Annotated in this window: 6 protein-coding genes; 2 read left to right on the top strand and 4 right to left on the bottom strand. The window is 56.0% G+C overall.

Annotation, left to right across the window (positions count from 1 at the left end; genetic code table 11):
- Positions 1-242 precede the first annotated feature (242 nt).
- From KDX30_RS18545 to KDX30_RS18560, 4 genes are all read right to left on the bottom strand, one after another.
- A complete protein-coding gene (locus tag KDX30_RS18545) occupies positions 243-710 on the bottom strand; it encodes an inhibitor of vertebrate lysozyme family protein (protein WP_231677153.1) in 468 nt (155 codons plus the stop codon).
- Positions 711-712: 2 nt separating this feature from the next.
- Positions 713-877, bottom strand: a complete 165-nt coding sequence (locus tag KDX30_RS18550) for a DUF1328 domain-containing protein (protein WP_002555679.1) — start codon at positions 875-877, stop codon at positions 713-715.
- Positions 878-936: 59 nt separating this feature from the next.
- Positions 937-1,233 carry a hypothetical protein gene (locus KDX30_RS18555; RefSeq protein ID WP_231677154.1) on the bottom strand — a complete coding sequence of 99 codons (297 nt, stop codon included), beginning with the start codon at positions 1,231-1,233 and terminating at the stop codon, positions 937-939.
- 224 nt (positions 1,234-1,457) lie between these two features.
- Complete coding sequence (locus KDX30_RS18560) at positions 1,458-2,306, bottom strand: BON domain-containing protein (RefSeq protein ID WP_027899434.1); 849 nt, start codon at positions 2,304-2,306, stop codon at positions 1,458-1,460.
- 390 nt (positions 2,307-2,696) lie between these two features.
- Here KDX30_RS18560 and algB point away from each other — a divergent pair, with 390 nt between their 5' ends.
- Positions 2,697-4,043 carry a sigma-54-dependent response regulator transcription factor AlgB gene (gene algB / locus KDX30_RS18565; protein WP_099270254.1) on the top strand — a complete coding sequence of 449 codons (1,347 nt, stop codon included), beginning with the start codon at positions 2,697-2,699 and terminating at the stop codon, positions 4,041-4,043.
- A 10-nt stretch (positions 4,044-4,053) separates the two neighbouring features.
- Positions 4,054-5,841 (top strand): KinB sensor domain-containing domain, encoded by a 1,788-nt coding sequence (locus KDX30_RS18570; RefSeq protein WP_231665491.1) that lies wholly within the window; start codon positions 4,054-4,056, stop codon positions 5,839-5,841.
- Positions 5,842-6,000: the final 159 nt, after the last annotated feature.

Below are 6,000 nucleotides of genomic sequence, written 5' to 3' on the forward strand. Positions count from 1 at the left end.
GAAATGATAAAACGCAACGCAAGACAGCCGACCGTTTCCCGAATATTCGAGATTACAATCATGGAATTGCGTCGCGGTTCTTCCTGACCCGGCCCTCCTCGGAAGCACTCCCTGTACTCCTAGGTCACTCCGATCCAAACGATCAAAGCGTCCCGGCCCCCTGGTCATACGCGGTTCTTCTCGAACCGCGTAGCTAAAGAGCACCCCGAACATGAATGCTCTCTGTTCTCGAATACCGTGAATCAGTACCAGTTCGGATCCTTGCGGAGCTGTTCCTGGAGCATGCCTTGCATTCCCTCATCCGGTTCACCCAGATAACGGTAAGTTGCGTGACGTGTCGGCGACTTGTCCGAAGGCAGGCCAGCTGGCACATCTACCAACAATGCATAGGCTTCATCTTTGTCGAGGCTGAACGCCACGAGAAGACGCTGGCTCTTGCAGGTTTCAGCTTTTTCACACAAAGGACCGACCAGATACGGCTTCTTGTCTTCGGTCACAGCGGTCATCTGCTGCTCGCTGGCACCGGAGAGATTGATCACCCAGTCGGGCAAACGCTCCTCCTTCTTGATCACTGAACTCCAGGTAGACCGGTACTCGGGGTCAGATCCCAATAACTGATTGACCCGAGACTGGGCGTCATTGGCAGCCATCGCCATTGCGCTGCCGCCCATTAACAGGGCGGCTGCGATTGAGTGCAGAGACGTGCGCATGTTTAACCTCGGCCGCGACGGCCAAAGAAGAACGAGACCACGAACATAACCAGGAATACGACGAAAAGGATCTTCGCGATACCGGTTGCGGTGCCGGCGATACCACCGAAACCAAGAACGGCGGCGACGATGGCGATGATCAGAAACGTGATTGCCCAACTCAACATGATGAATCTCCTTATCTGCTTTTAATGGATGCTGCTTTTACTGCTGCTACTGCTGCGGGTCAAAAAACCCAGGTTTGCTGGTGCGGCGCTTCACTTGCAGGCGCTTTACGATCAACCGGCGTGAGACTCAGCGCGGTATCGCGAGCCATCGACGCACTGGCGTTGCTGTACGTCTGGCTGTTGTAAGTCTGGCTGTAAGTGAATTGCTGTTTGATTTGTGCAGATTCGCGGGAATTTTCCCAATGCTGAAACAGCTGAATTGCAATCAGAGTGACCATCAGCGCCAGGCTGGCGAACAAAGCCTGCTGAATGTGCAGAGGCGAAATACGCAATTGAGTAAGACGCTGGCGGTTCATCTGGTTGCTCCTGACACCACGTGGGGCTGTCAAACTTGATCTTGTTGCCGGGGTTTTCACGGCTTCTATAAACAAGATATTGCAGCCTGCATGCCAGCTTTCAATTCAAACAAATAACCTTATAAATCAATAACTTAAAAACGCTAAAATAATTATGCTGGTAGCATCCTGCACGATCAGCCCTGACGGGTCGTGCAGGATGCACGAACGTACTAGCCCATTGATCAGCCGGTCGTGCGGGTCATCACTTTCAGGGCATCCGCATTCACGCCTTTAACGCCACGGATATTTCGCGCGATCTCGACGGCGAGTTCTTTTTCCGCATAGTTGGCAACGATGCCGTTAAGGCTGACCAGACCGCTTTTGGTGTCGACCTTGATGTTCAGGCCATCCAGATTACGGCTGTAGATCAGGCTGGATTTGACCTTGCTGGTAATCCATACATCACTGATGTCTTCAGCCGGGCTTGTCGCCTGCGGATCAACCCGTGAGGCAATGGAGTCCGCAGCACTGATGCTTATCAAATTATTGACGCTGACCACACCATCGGTGTTGGTCGCAAGGTTACCGGCTACTTCCTTGGCTTCCGGGCTTTGCGCACGACCTTTAAGCGTCACGACACCGTCTTTGGCGTCGACATCAATGTTGAGTGCTTCAGTGACGCTGCTCCAAAGCAGTTTGGACTTCACGGTCGCCGTCAGCGTGGCGTCTTCGAATCGCTGCGCCATATTGGCCTTGGTGCCCGGCTCAGCAGCGACATTGGGGTCGATCTCCAGTTGATTGTCGACCTTGTCGATGCCCTTAGTGTCCAGCGCAATGCGTTCGGCCAGTTCACGATCAACCTGGTTCTCAACTTTGCCCTTCAGAACAGCCGTTCCTTGCTCGACGCTGACATCGATTTTGAACGGACTCAAATGTTTGTTGAGGGCGAATGCGGTCCAGATCGAACCTTCCTGACGCGCTTCGGCGAGCTGGCTGGGCAAATCGCCCTGAGCAGCACTGGCCATCAAAGGGTTCAGGCCCAGCACGGTGATTGTGGCTGTGGCCAGAGCGAGCTTTTTCAGCGGGTGCATGGCAGTTCTCCATCTTCATAGCTGTGTAAGGGTTTCGAGCCAGTCCTCCGGAGATACGTCTCAATTCAGAGGCTTGCCTGTGTCTGATCAGCAAATGACAAGGAAGTGCGGAACGGGATTCGAGCGGGACGCCGTCGTGAATCGCAAATAGCCGCAGCGCAGCATGCAGGAATCGGCATAACTGGCTCCGTGCAACATGAAATGCAACTGAAGCCCGCAAGCCTGGCGCGAGGTATACAAAGAGATTATTTCTTATAAAAATCAGATATTTATCTCAAAACCACTCAGATAACTACCATCCCCCTCGCATAATCAATCAGAATCAACCATGCAACTTGCCCGATTATTCCGACACTAACGCAAGACAATTCATTAAGGAGCGTAGGAAAAATGGAAGCAGCCACTGAGAATCAGGGCCGTATTCTGCTTGTGGATGACGAATCCGCGATCCTTCGCACGTTCCGTTATTGCCTGGAAGATGAGGGCTACAGTGTCGCCACCGCCAACAGCGCATCCCAAGCGGAAACGTTGCTGCAGCGCCAGGTCTTCGACCTGTGCTTTCTGGACTTGCGGTTGGGCGAAGACAACGGTCTCGATGTACTGGCGCAAATGCGCGTTCAAGCTCCGTGGATGCGGGTAGTGATCGTCACCGCTCACTCGGCGGTCGATACAGCAGTCGATGCCATTCAAGCCGGTGCGGCTGACTACCTGGTCAAACCGTGCAGCCCGGATCAACTGCGTCTGGCCACCGCCAAACAGCTGGAAGTACGCCAGTTGTCAGCCCGGCTGGAAGTACTGGAAGGTGAAATTCGCAAACCCAAGGACGGCCTGGATTCCCACAGCCCTTCGATGATGGCGATTCTGGAGACAGCTCGTCAGGTGGCGACTACTGACGCCAACATTCTTATTCTGGGCGAGTCAGGCACCGGCAAGGGCGAACTGGCCCGCGCCATTCATGGCTGGAGCAAGCGCAACAAGAAATCCTGCGTGACCATCAACTGTCCATCGCTGACTGCCGAGCTGATGGAGAGTGAGCTGTTTGGTCACAGCCGCGGCGCGTTTACCGGCGCGAGCGAGAGCACTTTGGGTCGCGTCAACCAGGCCGACGGCGGCACGCTGTTTCTCGACGAGATCGGCGATTTTCCCCTCACATTGCAGCCAAAATTGCTTCGCTTCATTCAGGATAAGGAGTACGAGCGAGTCGGCGATCCGGTGACTCGCCGTGCCGATGTCCGTATTCTTGCGGCCACCAACCTGAACCTGGAAGACATGGTGCGCAATGGTCGCTTCCGTGAAGACCTGCTGTACCGTCTGAACGTGATCACCCTGAATCTCCCCGCGCTGCGCGAGCGTACGGAAGACATCCTGACTCTGGCGGATCGCTTCCTGGCACGCTTCGTCAAGGATTACGCACGCCCGGCCAGGGGTTTCAGCGATGAAGCCAAAGCCGCGCTGCTGAACTACCGCTGGCCAGGCAACATTCGTGAGCTGCGCAACGTCATCGAACGCGCCAGCATCATTTGCCCGCAAGAGCGGGTTGAAGTGGCTCACCTGGGCATGGCTGAGCAACCCACCAGCAACGCGCCGCGAGTCGGAGCTGCGCTGAGCCTGGATGAACTGGAGAAAGCCCACATCGGCGCAGTCCTCGCGACCAGCGACACCCTCGATCAGGCCGCCAAGACATTGGGCATCGATGCTTCCACGCTGTATCGAAAACGTAAGCAGTACAACCTATGACTAACCCGGCATGAAACTGGCGATGAAGTTACGCACCAGGCTTTTCTTCAGCATTTCGGCATTGATAACGGTAGCGTTGTTGGGGTTGGTGCTTGGTCTGGTCAGCGTGATGCAGATGGCGAGCTCGCAGGAGTCGTTGATCCAGCAGAATTTCGTGACCCTGGATACCGGGCTGAAGCTTCGGCAAAACCTGGGCGATCAACTGGTCATGATGCTCAATGAGACGCCCAATTCTGAGCGTCTGGGCAAACTGCAGGATCAATTCCGGGTATTGCTGGAGCAGGGCGTCGAGAACGATGAACGCAACAACGTCGACAATGGCTTCCACGAAGCCAGGGCGGATTATCAGAAATTCGTCGACGCTTACGAAGCATCCCGCCAGTCCGCACGTTCGATGCGCGACAACACGGAACTGACTGAGGCGTTCAACAACCTGCGCAATAACTTGCTGGTCGCCCACCGTCAATCGCTGGACAACATCAGCAAGGTAGAAATCCATTCCCGCGAACGGGCGTTATGGGTTGCAGGTCTGCTTGGGTTGGTAGGCATTGCAGTGCTGTGCATCGGGTTCATTACCGCTCACGGGATCGCTCGTCGCTTCGGCGCCCCCATCGAGGCCTTGGCCAAAGCTGCGGACAGCATCGGCAAGGGCAACTTCGAGGTGACCCTGCCGATTGCTTCAGGCGCGGAAATGAATTTGCTGACGCGACGTTTCGGGATCATGGCCGAAGCTTTGCGTCAGCATCAGGTCACCAACGTCGATGAACTCCTGGCGGGTCAGCAGCGCTTGCAGGCTGTGCTGGACAGCATCGACGACGGGTTGTTGATGATCGACCGCCAAGGTCGTCTGGAACACCTCAATCCGGTGGCTCAACGTCAGTTGGGCTGGGAAGAGCCCAAGCTTGGCCAAGGGCTCGGCGCGGCCTTGGAGCGCCCCGAACTGGACGAGCAGTTGTACCTGACCCTGCGCGGCGGAACGCTTGAGCGTGCGCCGGAAGACCTCTCAATTGAGGTCGACGGGGAATCGCGGCTTCTCACCTACAGCCTGACCCCCGTCAGCCACACCAAGGGGCACATTCTTGGGGCGGTAATGGTGCTTCACGATGTTACTGAACAGCGCGCATTCGAGCGTGTACGTAGCGAGTTTGTCTTGCGCGCATCTCATGAGCTGCGCACGCCGGTCACTGGCATGCACATGGCGTTTGGTCTGTTCCGCGAACGGTCAAAATTCCCGCCAGACTCCCGCGAGTCGGACCTGCTCGATACAGTCAACGAAGAAATGCAGCGCTTGATGCAGTTGATCAATGACCTGCTGAACTTCTCTCGTTACCAAAACGGCTTACAGAAGCTTACGTTGGCCCCTGTGTCCATCGAAGACATGCTGGAAGAAGCGCGACAACGCTTCGAAGAAAAGGCCCACGAGCAAAACATTGTCCTGTCGATCGAGACCCAGGAACCACTGCCTCGACTGCATGCTGACCGCGCCCAGCTTGAACGGGTGCTGGATAACCTGATGGACAACGCCCTGCGCCACACCCCGGAAAACGGGCTGATCCGCCTTCAGGCACGGCGTCACGGCGAACGGGTCATCATTAGCGTGGAAGACAACGGCGAAGGTATTGCCTACGGCCAGCAGGGACGAATATTCGAACCCTTCGTCCAGGTCGGGCGCAAGAAAGGCGGTGCCGGGCTGGGCCTGGCGTTGTGCAAAGAGATCGTGCAACTGCACGGCGGCCGGATGGGCGTGTATTCCAGACCGGGGCAGGGCACCCAGTTTTATATGGCGCTGCCGTTGTAGGTTAAACCTTCACCAGAATCAGCCTTCGCCCCTACCTCGGCATTGCACAGGCATAGCGCTTATGGAGGTAGGAGGCAACTTGTTGCCGAAAGGGTCTGACGCGTTTCTTCAGGCACACCGCCTCGCGAACAAGTTCGCTCCTACCGGGCATTGCACAGG

The sequence above is a fragment of the Pseudomonas quasicaspiana genome, assembly GCF_021147825.1.
GTDB classification, from domain to species: Bacteria; Pseudomonadota; Gammaproteobacteria; order Pseudomonadales; family Pseudomonadaceae; genus Aquipseudomonas; species Aquipseudomonas quasicaspiana.